Below are 18,187 nucleotides of genomic sequence, written 5' to 3' on the forward strand. Positions count from 1 at the left end.
CTACAACTTACTATTAAGGGGGGAGGAATTAATCGAGGATTGGTCGCTGATGATATTATGTATCAGTTTGGTTGATATATTTAAGCCATTGCATCCATGTTTTAAGTGGAAGTTAGAAAAAGTATCAGCTTTTTCTATGTACTGAATATAGCTGTTTGAATATTCATTGATTTTTTTGGTTAATGAGGCTTTATTATTTACTCGTTTCCCAAAAAATGATTCTAATGAAAAAATATCTTCAGAATCTAATGCATTCAGGAATATAATTGGACGTTTTGCCAAGGATGCCTCCAATACTGCATTAGACTCAATAGATATGACAATTCCCGATGTTTCAAGTGCTTGTGCAAGAGAGCTTTTCTTGGATACTAGTTCAATATTAATATGCTTTTTAACAGCATCATCCCAAAATGTAGATTTACTTCTCGGGTGTTGTTTAATAAATAATTTATGTTCTTTGTTTTGAATTGCCCAGTCCAGTAGTATCTGGTAATTCAACTGAGCCAACTTGGTTTTTTCTCTGTCTGGTCCCATTCCGAGTAGCAAAAGCTTATTATTATATGCCTTCAGAGGATTTAAATTATAACTGTCATCAATCATATGGGAACCAGCTAAAACAACCTTGGAGTCTCCGAAAATAAGATTTCTTTGCTTTAATTTTTCATAAGAACTCTGCCCAAACAAAAAATAATAATCATAATCATTCATAGAAAACTGCCAGTCATCTTCTACTGTTGTCGCGTGGGCCAGTTGTATCAATTTTGCATTTCTGCGATTTAAAGAGTCTCTTAAAAATGGGCTTAGCAGCATGCCATTTCGATCATTAAGAATGATTTTTGGATGGTATGTTGAAACAATATATTCAGCATAAGCTGCCAGGTAAAGATATTTGAAACTGACAGGGTAAGACGGTTTTTTTACAAACCCGTTTTTTAGTACTTTTTTACCCTTGTAAAAAGGTATTTCAGCCAAGGTATAATTGATTTTCTGTAGTTCGGTTTTTAGTGCTTTTTTTCGGTTTAGCCTTATAACTTTTTCTGAGTGTTGAAACAGTAGTATATCAACGTTTTCAGTTCTAATAGAACTAGACTGAAAATGAATTTTTAACCAGGTAAGAAGACTTAGGAAGTACAAATCTAGTGTCTCAAACCAGTATCTAGTTGTTTTTTTTATTCCTTTTTTTCGCTCAGCTGCAAGTGCCTTCCTATAACGGTCTAGTGCTTTAAGTTTTGTTATTTGCATTTTTGCTGTTGACTCAAAGATACTGTTTTTAGAATTGACTCAAACTGCTGAATAACAGCTTCATCAGTGAAATATTGTTGAATTCTCTTTTGCATTTCTTGAGCTTTTGAAATTGTTTGTAAGCTGCTCAATGCCTGAAGTTTAAGCATTAATTCTGATAGTTCCAAATCGCTTCCAAACTGAAATTTAAAAGCTGTATTGCCTGTTACTTCTGGTGCTCCACCACAGTCAGCAATGGCAATTGGCACACCCGCAACCATTGCTTCCAGCAAAACCATCCCAAATGGCTCTCGATCGGAAGTCAGAATAAAACTATCAAAAGCTTTGAAGTACTGACTGGCTTTTGGAACCATTCCAAGAAAGAGAACCTTACTCTCAACTGATAATGTTTTGCTCAGCTCTTGAAGCTCTTCCTGAAGTTCACCTTTTCCGAGAATAACCAACAGCGAATTTGGTACTTGATGACAAATCTTTGCAAATGCTTTTATCAAAGTTTTTTGATCTTTGTCTTTATGAAGGCGGCCTACATTGCCAAATATATAAGCATTCTCTGGCAGCTTAAGATAACTTCTTGCTTGACTTTTAGATTTTTGGTTTGCTGAGAGTGATTGATAATCCACTCTATTATAGAGTGTGTGTATCTTACCTTCATCTAGTTTTCTCAGTGATTTACGCATATCATCTCTAATGGCATTAGAAACACCTAGCAGCGTAATGTTTTTCTTGTTTTTATAGATATGCCAGCGCCGGGAAAAACGCTTATAATCACCAAAGCAATGATGAACTCCAATAACGTGAAGTTCTTTAATATGAGTGGCAATGTAGATAGATTTGAAGCGGTGAGCTACTGCAAAGCTAAACGAATCTTTCTTACAAATTTCTCTAAGCTGGGCAATTTGTTTAAGTTTTAGTCCTCTTATGTCTTTTGCGCTGTTGTTCAGAAAAATGACTCTGTCAGAAGCTGAACCTCTAATAACTTCTTCTGATTCAGCGCCTTTTACGTATACGGTAGTTACTGAAAATCCCAACGAACTTAGCGTTGTTGCATATTGTCTTGCAACATCCAGAAAAGGTGCTCCATAGCTATGACAAATTTGTAAAACTTTTTTCATAGACACTTGTCTTTCATAGTTACTTGTCTAAAAATGATTCTCTCAATATTTTCGTTTTGCTCAACACTGTCTCTTTATAAGGGTGACTTTCCCAATCCCTTTCAAATCGTTCTATGTCTTTTCGTATGTACTTTTTTAATTTTTTTGAAGACTTATGGATATGAACGACATCTAAATCGATAATGCAAACATCTTGATCTTTTATCATAAAATTTGGAACTTTGGTGTCTCCATGAGTAATACTATTTTTAAATAAAGTGGCAAGTATATTTATTACCTTATCTGTAAAGTCTTCAATTTTTTCTTTTGAAAAGTATTCAGGATGCTCTATGAGAATTTTAGCATTTTGACCCGTGTAAAACTCTGTGATGACATAGCTTTCAGTAGAAAGAATTCCAATTCTTTTTTCGTTTGCTGCAATGACCTTTGGTGTAATTATGCCTAATTTAGAAATTAATTTAGAACTCTTGGAGTAATTTGCAGCTCTCGAAATGCTTATGCTTCGTAAAAAGCAATGGAACCAGCCTTTGAACTTGAATTGTTTGACAATAACGGGTTGATTGAAACTTGGTTTGTGTACATAGGTTATTCTTGTTGATTTGTCATCTTTTATTAAAGTTCCTGATCTTAGGATGTCTATTAGATTTTCTACTTCGATAAGATTGCATGAAGTCTTTTTTGAGAATACATTTCTGGACATCTAGTACAAGTTACCCATACAGTCTTCGTTAAAAAAAATTGTTATCAGAAATTATATTGTTAACTTCTGAATTATACGGGTCGCAGAAAATTAAATCACATGCGTTTAAATGCTGTTTAATGATGTTAGCTTCGTTGCAAGCCTTTGTGTCGAAGTCTTTGAGAACCTCTCCTAGTTCAGAAATACTGTTGCTAAATAGAGTTGTTTCGAAATCATAATTAGCTAAGCACTGAGCTAATATTGTCAAAATTAGACCGTCACCTAGTGTAGATATAGGGAATATAGCTGCTTTCATTTCTTTGTCTTATCAAAGAAGTTTGTAATCGAGTTGATTAGTTTTTTATTTTTTTTGCTCAGTGATTTAGAATTAGAGTAGCGGAGAAAAAATCTTAAGCGATCTGTTGAACTAAGACTAATTTCTCCGACTTTGTCTAGACATGCGAGATCTTTTATACGACCTCTTTTAAAGATGAATGATTTTGCAATAGCACCAGACGGACAATCAATTAAAAAAACTTTCGGCTGCTCTGTTTGTGTTACCAGAATATTACGCCATTTGAAATCAGTATGAATAAATTTCTTGTCGTGTAGTGTTCTTGTAATAGTTGCCACCTGGTTTATGACTTGTCTCATCCATACCCTGTCTGAAAGCTTTGAAGAACCTTCATCAACCATTGTTTTGAGGTCTTTTGAGTTTTTTACTTCTTCTGTAATTAACACACCTCTAGTCATCACCCCAAACTTTTTTTCTTCTCCATAAGCTACAACCTTTGCAGCAGGTATTCCCAGTTCATGAAAAAATAGCATATTTTCCCATTCGGCTCTAATGCGACTTCTTCCTAAGTAGCGCCTTACTCCTTTACCAGCTTTAATGTATTTCTTAACGTAGTACCCAACGCCATCTATTTCTACGCGGTGAACACTGCTAAGTTTGTCATCATTTATTTGTTTTCCACGCAAATTAAATACATGGTCAATGGATGAAAATGCTTTGAGTGTATTGCCAGTCTGGTATTCTGGGGTAATGGTCCATGTGGACGAATTAAACATGAATATCCTGTTTATCAATAATTTGGATGCCCAGCTTTACGCTTCATACGATCATTCAGTTTGATAGCTTTTTCTTCTATTTTTTTCCACATCCAATCATGTTGCTTTAAGGCTTCTCTGAGTGGCAAGCCAGTATAAGTCTTAATGAAACGATAAATATCTCGCTGTGTTAGGTTGTAGCCCATAGCTGAATAATACAGACCTGAGATATCTTTAAGTCGCCATCGCTCAGGAACTTTTTTCCTTACCTGGGCTCGGTGAAGGTCGATTAAATAGAAGCGGAGATTATCGGGTTCAGGTTTTTTTTCTTTAGATAGCATGAAGTGACAAAGATAGTAATCTCTATGATTAATTCCGATGTCATGAAGTTGCCGACTTATTTCCGCAAGCTTTTTGATGATGGCCGCTTTTAAAACATATGAAGGAGGCTTTTCTTTCCATGTGTCACAGAAGTCTTCAAGAGTATACATATCCTTCAGTTCTTCTGTTACCAAAAACGACTCCTGTCTGGCTGGATTGCACCCTTTTTTTCCGTAAGCGACCATTGTCATGGTGTCAATGCCAGCGGACTTGAGGGAGCTTAAGGCTGTCCATTCATTTTGAGCTCCTAGCACAGGCTTTCTAAGCCGAATGATGTTTTCTGCAATTTCTAACCAGCCAATGCCTTTGTGTATTTTGGCGAAGTAGCCTTTGCCATTATGCTCGAATCGAAAAGTGCGTCTGGCTTCCAGTTCACGAAATATTTCTCCATTCATACTCATAAGGAGTTGAAATGGGTCTTTTCCCTGCCAGGCTTCTTTGAAGTCATCTCTTAAATAAAGCATTTCGCTATGCCTTCCTTAGTGCTTGCTGCATGATTATTTCAGCTGCTTTTTGCGGCATGCTATAAAGGTCTTTTGAGCGACTGTATCTAATAGCATTTTCCTGCCATGTTGCCTTTTTGTTTGACGACAACATCTGGGAAGTCAGGTCGTTAAGTCGCTCCTGCGAAAATGGTGAGTGTACGACATAGCCAGAATCTGCATCTTTAATATAGTGGGCATATCCACACACATCGGTCGTTAGTACAGGTAATCCAGACACTAAAGCTTCGAGTAACACTGTGCCTGTGTTTTCATTGTATGCTGGGTGAATCAGCAAATCAGCACCTAATAAGAAACGCGGTATATCATCACGACCAGATAAAAATTTTATCTGCTGTTCACTGTTTAATTGCTTCGCCAGGCTTATAAAAGGTTTTTGCTTATCCTGCCCAACAACAAAAAACTGTGTTTGAGATTTTAATGGCTCCGGTAAAGAAGCCAAAGCTTTTATAGCTCGATCCAGCCCTTTAGTTTTGAAACCTGAACCAACCATCAGAATAAGCTTTTCATCATGTTTTAATCCGAACTCCTGACGGAATGCACGACGAATCTCACCATGATTTTCAGGGCGACATCGGTCTTTCGATATACCTGGTGGAAGCAGTATGATTCGCTCATCTGGTGTTTGGTAATATTTTTGAAATACAGGTTTTTGCAATGGTGAAATCAGCAGTGACAATGTCTTGCTGTCTGAAGAAAAAACATCATTCTCAAAATCTGAATACTGTTTGAAGCGGGATGTTAACTGATACCACCAACCACGACTATTCAGAGCTTTTTCTTTAAAGCAGGTATCTGCTGCATAATAAATATCCAGACCTGCCATCTTGTTAAAGCCTGTTAGCAAATCTGCGGGATCGTCTGCTAAGTCTTTCTGTATTTGTTCCTGGAAATCCAGCATCCTTTTATGGTTGCTGCTGCCTCGCACAGGTAAGATCTTTACCTTAAAGCATGCTGGACAATCACCTTGCCAGCTGGTCGTATAAACCCGAACTTCACACCCACGCTTCTGACATTCAAGCGCAATCCGCAGGAAGTCCCTTTGCAGGCCACCAAACGGAAAATATTTAAACAGCGCAAATGCCAGAATCATTGGTTCTCCCGGTTCGGTGTTTCATTAATCAATGGTTGTAAAGATGACCAGACAAAATCCGGTGTCATTGGGATGAACATCTCTGGCTCAATATTCTGGTTAGCGACTGACGTTTTATCCATTTCTGGACAATCGTTCAGGGTTAGGTGGACTTGAGACTTTCCGTAAGCACCAACCTCTTCAGGGCTGGTTGGACCATAAAGCGACACTGCTGGCACCTCTAAAGCGGCGGTTAAATGCCCCAACCCGGTATCTACCGCTGCTACGGCTGCCGCTCTGGCAATAACGCCAGCCACGCCACAAATATTCATTCCGGGCAAAACAATTGCTGATTTTGAACTGTTGGCAATAATGTCTGCGCGCTCTTTTTCTTTTTCGTTACCCCATGGCAGTACCACACCATAGCCAGCACCATTAACCCGATGAGCCAGTTCGCACCAGTATTTTTCCGGCCAGTGCTTGGTGGGCCAGGTGGTTCCATGAATAAATACAACGTAAGGCTTTTTGGTCACCGCTTCACAAGTAAAGTGGCTTTTGTCCAGATGAAAGTGTCCGGTTGTGTCTGGCAATGGGTAACCAAGAGACTGGGCAAACAGCTGCCTTACCCGCTCAACGGCATGCTGGTTCCATGCAACAGCCTGGGGATGTTTATAAAATGCAGATGCCAGCGGCTCCCGGGCTGAATGTTTATCCAGGCCAAATGCCGGACCTTTGGCAATACGTGTGAGAAAGGCACTTTTTATCAGCCCCTGAGCATCAATAACCGCATCATAATGGCGGGACTTAAGCAAAGCCTTGAAACGTTTCCATTCTCCGGACTGCAGCGTTTCCAGTAGTGACTTTCGCCAGCGCCTGATAGCTACTGGAATCACTTTATCCACGGCAGGGTGCCAGCTGGGAATTTCTGCAAAGCCTTCTTCTACCACCCAGTCAAACCGGATGCCCGGAATCGCATTGGCTGCATCCGTCAGGGCTGGCAGGGTGTGGATGACATCTCCCATTGAGGAGGTTTTAATAATAAGAACCTTCACTCACGAATCTCCAGCAGCTCTTCGCCCGTCAGGTCGTTCAGGGCTTTAAGAACCATTTCGGGACCAAGCTTTCTCATACAGTCCATGTGGCCCAGCGGGCATTCGCGCTTGAAACAGGGGCTGCATTCCAGTCCCAGCCAGAGGGTTTTGCTGTTTTGATTCATGGGGGGAGTGTGGGCTGCAGTGGTTGAGCCATAAACGGCAACCAGTGGGCGCGACAGCGCAGCTGCAATGTGCATCAGCCCGGAATCATTGCTGACAACCGCATCAGCCTGTGACAACAGGTCAACCGCATCGGCCAGAGTCGTTTCTCCTGCCAGATTGCAGCAATGATCCTGTAATGTTTTGGGGAGATAGCTGACGATTTCAGACGTCACCTGACGGTCTTTGGCGGAACCAAACAGCCACACCTGCCAGCCACGCCGAGCCATAATCAGTGCAACTTCACCATAATACCCGGCGGGCCACTGTTTGGAGGGACCAAACTCAGCGCCCGGGCAAAGTGCCAGAACCGGGGCTCCGCTGTTCAGACGGTAGCGTCCCAGCGCACTGTCCAGATTGGCTTTATTCACCTCAAGCGCGGGAATAGGCAGAGAGGCTGGAAGTACCTGATTAGCAGGGTAGGCCAGTGCCACAAAGCGCTCAATCATCAGCGGGTACTGCTTCTTGTCCAGTGTTCTCAGGTCATTCAGAAGTCCATAGCGCATCTCGCCACGCCAGCCCGTTCGAACAGGAATGCCTGCCAGAAAGGGGATAAGGGCTGATTTCAGAGAATTTGGCAGCAGTATTGCATGATCGTAACTTTCTGCTTTCAGTGAACGGGCAATCTTTCTACGCAGGTTCAGGCTCAGGCTGCCATGCCCAACAGGCATATCAATCGCTTGCCTGACCTCAGGCATGCGTTCCAGTATAGGGCTGCTCCAGCCAGGTGCCAGCACATCGATGATGGCATTTGGGTACTGTCGTTTCAGGGCGATAAACAGCGTTTGTGCCATCACCATGTCCCCTACCCATGAGGGGCCAACAATCAGGTACTTCACGGCTTGGACGGTTCCTTGATTCATTGTATTCGTTATTCACAGCTTTCAGGCACGCTACCGCCAGACAAAGCAGTCGTAACCAGTTCGTCAGGGATCGTTCAGCTTGTCTGTTTATGTGCAAATACTGTTTTTTCCAGCAGGCTCTCAAACGGCTCAGAAACGGCTCAGTAACAGCTCAGAAACAGCTCAGAAACAGATCGTATCGAAAGGACTCTGCTAAAGAGCCAGAATAAATGCAGCATAAAAAAAGTGGTGTAGCATTGTACTACACCACTTTTATAGTTAAAAACTCAGTAATCGTCGCAAGAGTTTAACAGCGGGCGGGTCAACAGAGCCTGGCCGTGTAGTCAAGCCATTCAGGGAATAACTCGCTTTTGCCTGTCACCTGGTCAAAATACATTGTTTGCAGTTTTTCGGTGACCGGGCCGCGCCTGCCACTGCCGATTACCCGGCCATCATGCTCTCGAATCGGCAGAACTTCTGCAGCAGTACCGGTAAAAAAGGCTTCTTCGGCCACATAAACTTCATCGCGGGTAATGCGCTTTTCACGAACTTCCAGACCCAGATGTTGAGCAAACCGGATGATCGTATCCCGAGTAATGCCTTCCAGGCAAGACGTTAGTTCAGGTGTGTACAAAATGCCATCGTTTTTAACAATGAAGATATTTTCTCCACTGCCTTCTGCAACATAGCCTTCATTATCCAGCAGCAATGCCTCTTCACAACCGCTGTCCAAGGCTTCGCGCAGTGCCAGCATGGAGTTCATATAGTTACCGTTAGCCTTGGCTTTGCACATAGTAATGTTGACATGATGACGGGTGTACGATGAAGTACGAATCCGGATGCCCCGTTCCAGTGCATCCGGTGACATGTAGGAAGGCCAGTCCCAGGCGGCAACAATCGTATGCACTTTCAGCCCTTCAGCCCTCAAGCCCATGCCCTCTGAACCGAGAAAACTCATGGGCCGCAGGTAAGCGGAATCAAGACCGTTATCACGCACCACCTGCTTCTGGGCTTCGAGTAGCTCTTCCTTGCTGTACTGAATGTTCATGCCCAGAATATGAGCGCTGCGGAACAGACGGTCGGTGTGTTCTTTCAGGCGAAAAATAGCCGGACCCCTGTCGGTACTATAAGCGCGCACGCCTTCAAAAACGCCCATGCCATAGTGCAAAGTGTGTGTAAGAACGTGGGTTTTAGCTTCGCGCCAGGGAACCAGTTCTCCGTCAAACCAGATAACGCCATCTTTGTCGGCGAAGGACATACTTAAACTCCCGCCTGTTATTCATTTTGATTGGTTCTGTTAATCCGGCAGTATGCCGGCATCCGTATTGTTCTAACTTGTTTTTGCCAGACGGCTGTGGATTAACCGCACTTGTTGTCTGACCATCTGTGTCATGGGTAGTGTGTGATGGTCTTGACCACGGGTATTGCTGTGGTCGGGTATGTTGCTGCAAGCGTTTCGGTTTGTCGCGGGCAGATAAGGTATTTGAGCATAAAATCGCTGCGATTTCCAAGCTGCCCGGATGAAAGAAGGCTTATGTCATCGTTTGTTGAAAACTTTTCTTTCCAGCCGTTCACTTGCCAGTTAATAGAGTAGCTATTCCATCAAATGTTGCCAGAGACAACAGACCTGTGACCGGAAAGGTTCAACAAGGGCAGGGCTAACAAACGAACGTTCGTTCAAAAAAGCTCTTGAATGGCTGGCTTTTCGCAGAAATTTGTAAGCCTCCCGAAGCTGTTTGCCCTGCTCGTGGCTGAGGATATTGCTATGTTCCAGTGATTCTGAAATACGAATGTTATCGGTATAGCGGGTAATGTCCGGATGGTGACTGGCATACGCCAGCACGGCGTATTGCATCAGGAACTCAATATCAACAATACCTCCTTTGTCGTGTTTCAGATGGAAAAGGGGGTTACCGTCGTCATCCTTCTTTTTAGAGCTCAGGTGGTCACGCATCTTGATGCGCATATCCACTACATCTTTTTGCAGCGTTGTTTTGTCCCTGGTCTGGCAGAGAATCTGTTTGCGTAACGTTTCAAAACGGGCAGTCAGCTGTTTATCACCTGCCACTGCCCGGGCCCTGACCAGTGCCTGATGTTCCCAGGTCCAGGCATCATTCATCTGGTATTTTTCAAAGGCAGCTATGGAGCTGACAAGAAGGCCTGAAGATCCAGACGGGCGCAGTCGCATATCAGCCTCATACAGCGAGCCGGAAGCGGTATGGGTCGTTAGTATATGAATAATACGTTGTCCCAGGCGGGTAAAGAATGTGCCGCTGTCCAGAGGGCGGTCGCCGTCTGTTTCCCGGTTAGCGGCACCATCATGAACAAATACAAGATCCAGGTCAGAGCCAGGACCCAGTTCAATACCACCCAGCTTGCCATAGCCAATGACGATGAAGCCGGGATTACAGGGGTTGCCTTCCTGGTCGACCGGGCGACCATGGCGTTCTATCAGGTTGCGCCAGGCAATGTCGACTACTTGCTCCAACACAACCTCGGCAATCCAGGTGAGATAATCGCTCTCTTTCATCAGTGGAAGAGTGCCAGCATTCTGCGCGGCTGCGACCCTGAGTACATGTGCCATTTTGAAATGGCGCAACACTTCCATCTGAGATTCAAGATCGTCTTCCGGAATGTGTGCCAGTTGCTGTCGCAGATCGTCTGCAAGCTCTGCCCGTTTGGGTGGGTTGTAGAGGGTGCCAACATTAAGAAACTCGTCCAGCAGTGCCGGGTGACGGTTAATCTGTTCGGCAATCCACGGGCTGGCGGTACACAGTCGGCAAAGATGGTCCAGAGCGCCCGGGTTTTCCATCAGCAACACCAGATAGGCGGTTCGACGCAATACACTCTCTACCAGCGGGATCAGCCGGATCAGGCAGACGTCAGGCGCTTCCGTGGTGATGACCTGTTCCATAAGAACCGGAATAAAGGCATCAAGACGTTCACGGCTCTGCCTTCTGACCCGGGTGATGGCTTTACCGTCACGCAGGGCGCGCAGACGGTTGTGCGATGTGTTGACATCGGTAAAGCCTTTTTCTGTCAGCAGTTTAATTTCATCGTCTTCTGACAGCTCCCTGTCCCAGAGCATTTTCCAGCTTTCGGAAGGCGTCGGCTGATCATCATCCTGTTCATCAGGGTCGGCAACAACATGGTCAAAGTGATGTACAACACGGTCTTTATGCCTATCCAGGGTTGTCGTCAGAGTCTGCCAGTCCGGGTGACCCATGCTGTAGGCGACACGGTTCCGGGGTTCGTCAAAGTCGGGCAGGTTCTGGGTCTGCTGATCCTTGAGTGCCTGAATGGCATGCTCAAGGTTGCGCAAATAAATGTAAGCCTCGCGAAGCTCCTCTGTAGCCTGCTCTGGCATGTAGCCGGACTCTTTCAGCACGTCCAGAACATCCAGCAGGGCTTTGCGCTGCAGGCTGCGATCCCGGCCACCATGAATCAGCTGAAACGACTGGGCAATAAACTCAATCTCCCGAATGCCGCCATGCCCCAACTTGATATTGGTTTCCATGCCCTTACGCTTCACTTCTCTCTGGATTAGTTTTTTCATGTCCCGCAGGGCGGTGATGGCACCAAAGTCGATGTAACGCCTGAAGGTGAAGGGCTTCAGGGTTTGCAATAACTGTTCCCCTGCTGACACATCACCAGCCACCGGGCGAGCCTTGATCATGGCGTAACGCTCCCAGTCCCGTCCCTGATCCTGATAGTACTGTTCCATCGCAGAGAAACTCATTGCCAGCGCACCACTGGAACCATAAGGCCGCAGTCGCATATCGACCCGGAACACAAAACCATCAGCGGTTTTGCTGTCGATCACTTTAATCAGTCGCTGTCCCAGACGGGTAAAAAATTCCTGATTATCAAACGACCTGCGCCCGCCCACCGTTTCGCCTTTGTGCGGGTAAGTGAAAATCAGGTCGATATCAGACGAGAGGTTTAGCTCATGGGCGCCATGCTTGCCCATTCCCAGAATCACCATATGCTGTGGTTCTGGCTCCTGACCGGGGTCGCAGCCCATTGGTGTACCAAACCCTTTGCAGCAATCCTGGTAAAGCCAGTGCAGGGCCTGATCCACACAAGCGTCAGCCATGGCAGACAGGTCAGCTGTTGTTTGTTGCAGAGTGGCAATTCGATTCAGGTCCCGCCAGATGATGCGTACCATTTCCCGGTTACGATACACACGCAGAACGTTCATCAGTTCGGTTTCAGAGTGGATGGCCTGAACCCGCTCCGACAGCTGGACATGATGCAACTCCGGATCAAAATGCAGCAGCAGTTCGGGATTGTCCAGCCATTGAAGCACCAGCTCCGGGTGACGAATGCACTGCTCTGCCGCAAAGTCACTGCCTGCCCAGGTGTTTGCCAGTTGTTGCAGGAAGGAATGGTTCAATGGGGCGCTCAGAGTGGCAGAAGAAAATTGAGGTGCGAGTTGTTCACAGTTTGTACAAAATGCCTGCCAGTACCTGTTAACCACTGGGGCAACGGCTGGTGAAATCTCAATCGGGAAGGGCATGGAACCAATACTCTGCTGCTGAACTGGTACTGTGATTCTAACGAAAACAGAGCGTAGCGAGAATATTAATTCTTCAGGGTGCATTAGCGTGAAATTTTTTATCGTGATTACCGCTCTACTCGTATAAGAAGCACATAACAGCAGAGATTTGTATGAAAATGAAGTTATCTCTAATTCTCCCAATAGTTGCCACATTACTGGTGGGGACATCATTCCCTGGTCGAGTCGACAGTAAAGCAAATACTTCTGCTTACGGTGACAAAACAGAAGTCGCTACTCTCGCTGGTGGCTGTTTTTGGTGTACGGAGTCAGATTTGGAAAAACTACCTGGTGTGATTGATGTCGTATCAGGCTACTCGGGGGGCGTTCTTGAAAACCCTACTTATGAACAAGTCTCTTCCGGCAAAACTCAATATCTCGAGGCTATTCAAGTGACCTTTGCCCCTGAGCAAGTGACTTACGAACAGGTGCTTGATCAGTTCTTTCGCCATATCGACCCTACCGATGACAAAGGCTCATTTGTAGATAGAGGACCGCAATATCGCTCTGCTGTTTTCTATCATAATCAGATGCAGCAGCAAGTCGCGAGTAAGTTTATGATGGAAATCGAAGATCTCGGTGTGTTTAAGAAGCCGCTAAAAACCGAACTGCGACCATTTAAGACTTTTTGGAAAGCGGAAGATTACCATCAAGATTACTACAAGCGTAATCCCATTCGTTATAACTACTATCGGTATGCCTCTGGACGAGACGGTTACTTAGATAAAATATTCGGTGACGACAGGAAAGAAAACCCGGTAACACTTCGTCAAATGATTGATGCAAAAAAGGTACTGACTCAAGGTAAAACTTACACCAAACCAAGTGATGAAGAACTCAAAAGCAAACTAACTGAACTTCAGTACTATGTTACTCAGGAAGATGGAACAGAGCCTGCATTTAATAACGCGTACTGGGATAACAAAGCTGAAGGCATCTACGTTGATATTGTCTCTGGTGAGCCATTGTTTTCATCAACGGACAAGTATCGGTCCGGAACAGGTTGGCCTAGCTTTGGTAAGCCTATCAATAATGCATTTGTCGTGACAGAAACAGACTACAGGTTAATATACCCTCGAACCGAGGTTAGAAGCCGCTTTGCTGACTCGCATCTGGGACATGTTTTTAAAGATGGTCCTGCTCCCACAGGCTTACGTTACTGCATGAACTCGGCAGCCATGAAATTCATTGCTAAAAAAGACCTCAAAGCTGAAGGATATGAGGAGTATCTCTACTTATTTGAAGATTAACTTCAAATCTCAGGAAAAGCCCAATATTGGGCTTTCGGGCTGCTCTCAGCCTGTTTCGTCGTCCTTTGCGCCTTTTTTTACCTCTTCCGGACAAACTTTGTGACCTTCACTTCCCAGTATGATTGAGTCGTCGTGCCGCTTTATATTGCATTTGATCGATATCATCGTTTTTGAAGTTTACCGCTACAGATTCTCATCGAGCCCATAATCCCTCAAGAGTTGATCATTTTTGAGATAAATTCGATGCAAAGCACATTGCTGACAATAAGCGGCTGACAGCAGAGCGCTTTACCAACGAGAATTGAACCATCTTGCCACAATTTCTCCTGCTCTCAGTCCACTCCTTAAGGGCGTATGTATTTGATCTCTTGTCTCATAGAAAGGATTTACCGCCAACCAGAGTCGTTCTGGCCGATGAACCCAAAAGCCTGTGCACTGCCTCAGCCCATCCTCTCTCCCTCCCAGTGGCCAGACAATGCCAACAACTTTATCTCTGGGAATGTTGCACACAAAATTGACCTCGTAAATTTCCTTTAAAAAGGGATTGTGCATCGCTATCTCCGTATCCGGTCTGGGGGACGGTATAGCAAAGCCTCTGTATTCTCTGGCATCAATGAGATAGACGAACCCCGCGTTTGTAGCTCTGGATGCACTGTTCCCGGAAAACGGATTTCTCCTTGTATACAGAAAACTGTACCTGGCACAGGCGGGGGCACAAATACTGGTTGAGATACCTGTACTTCTTGTGATTCCTCCAGCAGCCCCTATTGCCTCCCTCTCTAGCGTTGGTGAGGTAGACGGGTCATATTGCAATGCAAAACCCCGCTCAAAAATTTCCACCGGAGATCTCCGGTCACCACGAAAAACCAAGCCTGAAAAATAGGATGGCTTAACTTCCACGAGAACTGTATCTCGCTCTCCGGGAACATCAGTACACCAGCTGCTGGGAACGTAGCGTGATCTGCGCATAGTCGCTGTATTCAAAAAAGCCGCAGGATTTGTTAGCTCAAGCAGATTCGAAGGGTGAGTCAGGGCTTCAAGGGGGTACATTTTGATACTGCTTCAATAATCAGAAGTTCTGTAAATTTACACATTCTCTACATGTTAATACTGGTACTGGTGGTGGAAATTGCTTATCTTGCGATTATATTACATTTGATCGATATCATTGTTTTAGAAGTTTGCCGCTACAGATTCTCATCGAGCCCCATAATTCCTCAAGAGTTGATCATTTTTGAGATAAATTCGATGGAAGGCATTTTGCTCACAGCAAATGCTTTTTGGAAGGATTCTGCGGCATGGATGTTAACAACGGCGATGAAGGTTAACCACAGTGAACAGCTGTGGCATGAATGACCGGGGAAAATCTGAACTATTCTGCTTACTCAAAACAGTTGCTGGTTGGGTGGGCAGGTTCCTGAAACCTCAGGGTCAACAGTAGCTAAGGATAAACAGTAGCTCAGAATAAACAGTTCAGACAGAATCAGGAATGATCACTAGTCATAACCCTTTTTCGCCAAACGCTCTTTATTTTCGGAGCCGACATTTTCGGAATTTAGTATGCACGACATCGATCCTATCGAGACCCGGGAGTGGCTGGACTCTCTGGATTCCGTTCTGGAGAAAGAGGGGGAGGACAGGGCGCATTACCTGATGACCCGCCTGTCCCAACATGCAAGAGCCAAGGGTACGCAGTTGCCCTATGCAATAACAACACCTTATCGCAACACCATTCCACCGGAAAAAGAAGCCCGGATGCCTGGCGACCTGTTTATGGAGCGCCGGATCCGCTCTCTGGTGCGCTGGAACGCGCTGGCAATGGTCATGCGTGCCAACCAGAAAGACAGTTCTCTGGGGGGACACATTTCGTCGTTTGCGTCCAGTGCGACGCTGTACGACATTGGTTACAACTATTTCTTTCATGGTCATGAAAACGACCGTGAGGGCGATCTGGTTTATTACCAGGGACACACAGCTCCCGGTATTTATTCCCGTGCTTTTCTGGAAGGGCGGCTATCAGAAGAGCAGCTCAACAGTTTCCGTCAGGAGGTCGATGGCAAAGGTCTGTCGTCTTATCCGCACCCCTGGCTGATGCCTGACTTCTGGCAGTTTCCGACTGTATCCATGGGGCTTGGGCCGTTGCAGGCAATCTATCAGGCACATTTTATGAAGTACCTGATTAACCGGGGCCTGGCGCCGGATCAGGACCGCAAGGTCTGGGCATTTCTGGGTGACGGTGAGATGGACGAGCCGGAATCCCTGGGTGCTATCTCACTGGCAGGGCGTGAAAACCTCGACAACCTTATCTTCGTTGTAAACTGCAACCTGCAACGTCTGGATGGGCCAGTCAGGGGCAATGGCAAGATTATTCAGGAGCTGGAGGGGGTATTCCGTGGTGCTGGCTGGAATGTCCTGAAAGTCACCTGGGGTCGTCACTGGGATCAACTCTTTGCCAAAGACAAAGACGGCATGCTGCAACAGTTGATGGATGAAGCCGTTGACGGTGATTACCAGAACTGCAAGGCAAAAGGTGGTGCCTGGACCCGTGAAAACTTCTTTGGTCGCTATCCGGAAACCCTGAAGCTGGTTGAGCATCTGTCTGATGACGACATCTGGCGACTGAACCGTGGTGGTCACGATCCTTACAAAGTTTACGCGGCTTACCACGCCGCTGTGAACCATACCGGACAGCCAACCGTGATTCTGGCGAAGACCGTTAAGGGTTATGGTACGGGTACCACAGGCGAAGCTTCCAACATCAGTCACAATGTTAAGAAACTGCCGATTGATGACCTGAAACAGTTCCGTGATCGCTTTGATCTGCCCATCAGGGATGAAGACCTGCCCGGGCTGCCTTACTTCAAACCGGCGGAAGACAGTCCGGAAATGATCTACATGCGCAAGCATCGTGAGAAACTGGGTGGCTTTATTCCTTCCCGCCGGGTTCAGTCAGATGTGCAGCTGACCGTTCCCGAACTGTCGTCGCTGGATGCGGTACTCAAAGGCAGTGGTGAACGTGAAATTTCCACGACCATGGCGTATGTCAGGGTTCTGGGCGCTTTGGCAAAAGACAAGAACATTGGCAAGCATATCGTTCCCATTATTCCGGACGAAGCCCGAACCTTTGGTATGGAAGGCATGTTCCGCCAGCTGGGTATCTACTCTGCGAAAGGCCAGAAGTACGATCCGGTGGATTCTGACCAGGTTATGTTTTACAAGGAATCCAAAACCGGACAGATTCTTGAGGAAGGCATTAACGAAGCCGGTGCGCATGCGGCGTGGATCGCGGCTGCCACTTCCTACAGCAGCAACAATGTCCCCATGATTCCGTTCTATGCATTCTACTCCATGTTCGGATTCCAGCGTACAGGCGACCTGGCATGGGCAGCGGGGGATATTCAGGCCAGAGGTTTCCTGATCGGTGCGACTTCCGGTCGAACCTCCCTGAATGGTGAAGGGCTGCAGCATCAGGACGGCCATAGCCATGTACTGGCTTCCACTGTGCCGAATTGCATCAGCTACGATCCGACTTACGGCTACGAGCTGGCTGTGATCATCCAGGACGGCTTGCGTCGTATGTATGGTGAAAATGAGAGTGTCTGGTACTACATCACCACGATGAACGACAGCTACAAGATGCCTGCCCTGCCTGAAGGCGACGATGTGCTGGAAGGTATTGTTAAAGGTCTCTACTGCTTTGAAGAAGGCAAAAATACCGAAGGTCTGCGTGTTCAGCTGATCGGTTGCGGCACAATTCTGGAAGAAGTGCGTGCGGCAGCGCAGTTGCTGCGTGATGACTTTGACATTGAATCCGATATCTGGAGCGCAACCAGCTTCAACGAACTGCGTCGTGATGGCCTGAACGCTGCCCGTCATAACATGCTGAACCCGGAAGCAGAACTGCAGGTGAGCTGGGTTGAGAAACAACTGGCGAACAGAAAAGGACCTGTCATTGCCGCCAGTGATTACATGAAGGTGTACTCTGACCAGATTCGCGATTTTGTTCCGGGTACTTACATCACTCTGGGGACCGATGGCTTTGGTCGTTCAGATACGCGCGCAAAACTGCGCGAGTTCTTCGAGGTTGACCGCTATTTCGTTGTGGTGGCCGCGTTGACCGGGCTGGTAAAAGAGGGTGAAATTGAACCTTCAGTAGTGACCAGCGCCCTGAAGAAATATAACATCGACGGCGAAAAAGCTAACCCTGTGTACTGCTGATAAAGTGATGCCCTGTCTCTCGTCGAA

The 18,187-nt window shown here is 45.9% G+C and carries 14 protein-coding genes; 3 read left to right on the top strand and 11 right to left on the bottom strand.

The features are described from left to right. From NX722_RS20750 to glnE, 10 genes are all read right to left on the bottom strand, one after another. Positions 1-1,242: a hypothetical protein gene (locus NX722_RS20750; protein WP_262564769.1), complete on the bottom strand. Its 1,242-nt coding sequence runs from the start codon at positions 1,240-1,242 to the stop codon at positions 1-3. Further along, positions 1,233-2,354, bottom strand: a complete 1,122-nt coding sequence (locus tag NX722_RS29110; RefSeq protein WP_262564770.1) for a glycosyltransferase — start codon at positions 2,352-2,354, stop codon at positions 1,233-1,235. The genes NX722_RS20750 and NX722_RS29110 overlap by 10 nt, the downstream gene beginning before the upstream one ends. A gap of 19 nt (positions 2,355-2,373) precedes the next feature. Beyond that, on the bottom strand, positions 2,374-3,054 hold the full coding sequence (locus NX722_RS20760; RefSeq protein ID WP_262564771.1) for a protein kinase domain-containing protein: 681 nt from the start codon (positions 3,052-3,054) through the stop codon (positions 2,374-2,376). 291 nt (positions 3,055-3,345) lie between these two features. Next, on the bottom strand, positions 3,346-4,104 hold the full coding sequence (locus tag NX722_RS20765; protein ID WP_262564772.1) for a lipopolysaccharide kinase InaA family protein: 759 nt from the start codon (positions 4,102-4,104) through the stop codon (positions 3,346-3,348). Between the two features lie 14 nt (positions 4,105-4,118). Then, positions 4,119-4,928: a lipopolysaccharide core heptose(I) kinase RfaP gene (gene rfaP / locus NX722_RS20770; protein WP_262564773.1), complete on the bottom strand. Its 810-nt coding sequence runs from the start codon at positions 4,926-4,928 to the stop codon at positions 4,119-4,121. 4 nt (positions 4,929-4,932) lie between these two features. After that, positions 4,933-6,060: a glycosyltransferase family 4 protein gene (locus NX722_RS20775; protein WP_262564774.1), complete on the bottom strand. Its 1,128-nt coding sequence runs from the start codon at positions 6,058-6,060 to the stop codon at positions 4,933-4,935. Beyond that, the gene (gene waaC, locus NX722_RS20780; protein WP_262564775.1) at positions 6,057-7,091 is read right to left on the bottom strand and encodes a lipopolysaccharide heptosyltransferase I; all 1,035 of its coding nucleotides are present in this window, start codon (positions 7,089-7,091) and stop codon (positions 6,057-6,059) included. Before waaC ends, NX722_RS20775 begins: the two co-directional genes overlap by 4 nt. Next, the gene (gene waaF, locus NX722_RS20785) at positions 7,088-8,131 is read right to left on the bottom strand and encodes a lipopolysaccharide heptosyltransferase II (RefSeq protein WP_262564776.1); all 1,044 of its coding nucleotides are present in this window, start codon (positions 8,129-8,131) and stop codon (positions 7,088-7,090) included. The genes waaC and waaF overlap by 4 nt, the downstream gene beginning before the upstream one ends. Positions 8,132-8,456: 325 nt before the next feature. Continuing rightward, complete coding sequence (locus tag NX722_RS20790) at positions 8,457-9,392, bottom strand: branched-chain amino acid transaminase (RefSeq protein ID WP_262564777.1); 936 nt, start codon at positions 9,390-9,392, stop codon at positions 8,457-8,459. A 336-nt stretch (positions 9,393-9,728) separates the two neighbouring features. Further along, positions 9,729-12,653, bottom strand: coding sequence for a bifunctional [glutamate--ammonia ligase]-adenylyl-L-tyrosine phosphorylase/[glutamate--ammonia-ligase] adenylyltransferase (glnE, locus tag NX722_RS20795; RefSeq protein WP_262564778.1), 2,925 nt, complete (start codon positions 12,651-12,653; stop codon positions 9,729-9,731). Between the two features lie 152 nt (positions 12,654-12,805). Between glnE and msrB the strand changes: the two genes are divergently transcribed. After that, positions 12,806-13,942, top strand: a complete 1,137-nt coding sequence (gene msrB, locus NX722_RS20800; RefSeq protein WP_262564779.1) for a peptide-methionine (R)-S-oxide reductase MsrB — start codon at positions 12,806-12,808, stop codon at positions 13,940-13,942. A 288-nt stretch (positions 13,943-14,230) separates the two neighbouring features. On the opposite strand, the gene NX722_RS20805 is transcribed toward msrB, so the two are convergent. Beyond that, positions 14,231-14,992, bottom strand: coding sequence for a hypothetical protein (locus tag NX722_RS20805; RefSeq protein ID WP_262564780.1), 762 nt, complete (start codon positions 14,990-14,992; stop codon positions 14,231-14,233). A 72-nt stretch (positions 14,993-15,064) separates the two neighbouring features. Between NX722_RS20805 and NX722_RS20810 the strand changes: the two genes are divergently transcribed. Next, positions 15,065-15,298, top strand: a complete 234-nt coding sequence (locus tag NX722_RS20810; protein WP_262564782.1) for a hypothetical protein — start codon at positions 15,065-15,067, stop codon at positions 15,296-15,298. 204 nt (positions 15,299-15,502) lie between these two features. Continuing rightward, on the top strand, positions 15,503-18,160 hold the full coding sequence (gene aceE / locus NX722_RS20815) for a pyruvate dehydrogenase (acetyl-transferring), homodimeric type (protein ID WP_262564784.1): 2,658 nt from the start codon (positions 15,503-15,505) through the stop codon (positions 18,158-18,160). The last annotated feature ends 27 nt before the right edge of the window (positions 18,161-18,187 follow it).

This window comes from Endozoicomonas gorgoniicola (assembly GCF_025562715.2).
In the GTDB taxonomy this organism is placed as follows: domain Bacteria; phylum Pseudomonadota; class Gammaproteobacteria; order Pseudomonadales; family Endozoicomonadaceae; genus Endozoicomonas_A; species Endozoicomonas_A gorgoniicola.

Bases quoted from the DNA above. Each gene is read 5' to 3' on its own strand.
- NX722_RS20750 (WP_262564769.1), bottom strand. From the start codon at position 1,242: ATGCAAATAACAAAACTTAAAGCACTAGACCGTTATAGGAAGGCACTT.
- msrB (WP_262564779.1), top strand. From the start codon at position 12,806: ATGAAAATGAAGTTATCTCTAATTCTCCCAATAGTTGCCACATTACTG.
- NX722_RS20775 (WP_262564774.1), bottom strand. From the start codon at position 6,060: ATGATTCTGGCATTTGCGCTGTTTAAATATTTTCCGTTTGGTGGCCTG.
- NX722_RS29110 (WP_262564770.1), bottom strand. From the start codon at position 2,354: ATGAAAAAAGTTTTACAAATTTGTCATAGCTATGGAGCACCTTTTCTG.
- NX722_RS20765 (WP_262564772.1), bottom strand. From the start codon at position 4,104: ATGTTTAATTCGTCCACATGGACCATTACCCCAGAATACCAGACTGGC.
- rfaP (WP_262564773.1), bottom strand. From the start codon at position 4,928: ATGCTTTATTTAAGAGATGACTTCAAAGAAGCCTGGCAGGGAAAAGAC.
- glnE (WP_262564778.1), bottom strand. From the start codon at position 12,653: ATGCCCTTCCCGATTGAGATTTCACCAGCCGTTGCCCCAGTGGTTAAC.
- NX722_RS20760 (WP_262564771.1), bottom strand. From the start codon at position 3,054: ATGTCCAGAAATGTATTCTCAAAAAAGACTTCATGCAATCTTATCGAA.
- NX722_RS20805 (WP_262564780.1), bottom strand. From the start codon at position 14,992: ATGTACCCCCTTGAAGCCCTGACTCACCCTTCGAATCTGCTTGAGCTA.
- aceE (WP_262564784.1), top strand. From the start codon at position 15,503: ATGCACGACATCGATCCTATCGAGACCCGGGAGTGGCTGGACTCTCTG.
- NX722_RS20790 (WP_262564777.1), bottom strand. From the start codon at position 9,392: ATGTCCTTCGCCGACAAAGATGGCGTTATCTGGTTTGACGGAGAACTG.